Consider the following 1,519-nt stretch of genomic DNA (forward strand, 5'->3'; position numbering starts at 1 on the left):
CCTCCCGCCGCCGCAGCCAGGCCTCGTCCGGCCCACTGACCCCCGGGAACACCTGGCGATCCGAGTCCACCAGGCTCACCAGCGCGACGGGCACCTTCAGCACGTTTCGCACCATCGTCGCGAACCGGTCGAAGGCCGGATCTGCGGACGCCGCCAGTCCCGTCCTGGACAACGCCGCCGCAGAGCCAGTCTTCACCCACGAATCCTCACACACGCGACCCGCGACCGGATCGGGGAAGATGGACGGCCCTCGAGGGCTACCTTCCGGTAACACCGGTGAGTAGCGTGGCGGGAGGCGAGCTTTTCGACAGGGGGTACCCGGTGACCACGACGCAGGGCAACCAGGCCGACGTCTCGGAGAAGCAGGCCCGGCAGGTCGCCGAGGCCGCTCGCGAGTCCGAGTGGCGCAAGCCGAGCTTCGGCAAGGAACTGTTCCTCGGGCGGTTCCGGCTCGACCTGATCGATCCGTGGCCGGCCGCGGCGCCCCACGCCGGCGCCGAGGACTTCATGGCCCGGCTGGAGGAGTACGTCCGCTCCGACATCGACGGCGCGCTCATCGAGCGGGAGGCCCGCATCCCCGACGAGGTGTTCCAGGGCCTCGCGCGTCTCGGCGCCTTCGGCATGAAGATCGACCGGGAGTACGGCGGACTCGGGCTGTCCAACCTGCACTACTGCAAGGCGCTGACGCTCGTCGGCTCGGCCAACCCCTCCCTCGGCGCGCTGCTGTCCGCACACCAGTCGATCGGCGTGCCGCAGCCGCTCAAGATCTTCGGCACCCCGGCGCAGAAGAAGGCGTTCCTGCCGCGGCTGGCGGCCGGCGAGGTGTCGGCGTTCCTGCTGACCGAGCCGGATGTCGGGTCCGACCCGGCGCGCCTGGGCACCATCGCCGAGCCCGTCGAGGGCGGCTTCAAGCTCAACGGCGTGAAGCTGTGGGCCACCAACGGCACGGTGGCCACGCTGCTGGTGGTGATGGCCCGGGTGCCGGGCAAGGGGATCACCGCCTTCGTGGTGGAGAGCGACTCCGAGGGCATCACGGTGGAGCGGCGCAACGAGTTCCTCGGCCTGCGCGGGCTGGAGAACAGCGTGACCCGCTTCCATGACGTGTTCGTGCCCGCCGACAACGTCATCGGCGGCCTCGGCAAGGGCCTGAAGATCGCGCTGACCACGTTGAACACCGGCCGGCTGTCGCTGCCGGCGATGTGCGTGGGCGCGGGCAAGTGGTCGCTCAACGTCGCCCGTGAGTGGTCGGCCGACCGGGTGCAGTGGGGCCGGCCGGTCGGGCGGCACGAGGCGGTCGCCAAGAAGCTGGCCTTCATCGCCGCCACCACCTACGCGATGGAGTCCATGCTGGACCTCTCCTGCCTGATCGCCGACGACGACCGCAACGACATCCGCATCGAGGCCGCGCTCGCCAAGCTGTACGGCTCGGAGATGGCCTGGCTGATGGCCGACGAGCTGGTCCAGATCCGGGGCGGGCGGGGCTACGAGACCGCCGACTCGCTCGCGGCCCGCGGCGAAC

General features: G+C 70.6%; 1 protein-coding gene and 1 pseudogene. One reads left to right on the forward strand and one right to left on the reverse strand.

Annotated elements, in window-relative coordinates; translation table 11 throughout:
- A pseudogene (locus tag AB0M20_RS42915) lies at nucleotides 1–196 on the reverse strand (phosphatase); the annotation flags it as partial.
- A gap of 125 nt (nucleotides 197–321) precedes the next feature.
- Between AB0M20_RS42915 and AB0M20_RS42920 the strand changes: the two are divergent.
- On the forward strand, nucleotides 322–1,519 hold a 1,198-nt coding region (locus AB0M20_RS42920; protein ID WP_364307195.1), incomplete at its 3' end, for an acyl-CoA dehydrogenase family protein.

Source organism: Actinoplanes sp. NPDC051633 (genome assembly GCF_040681735.1).
GTDB lineage: Bacteria > Actinomycetota > Actinomycetes > Mycobacteriales > Micromonosporaceae > Actinoplanes.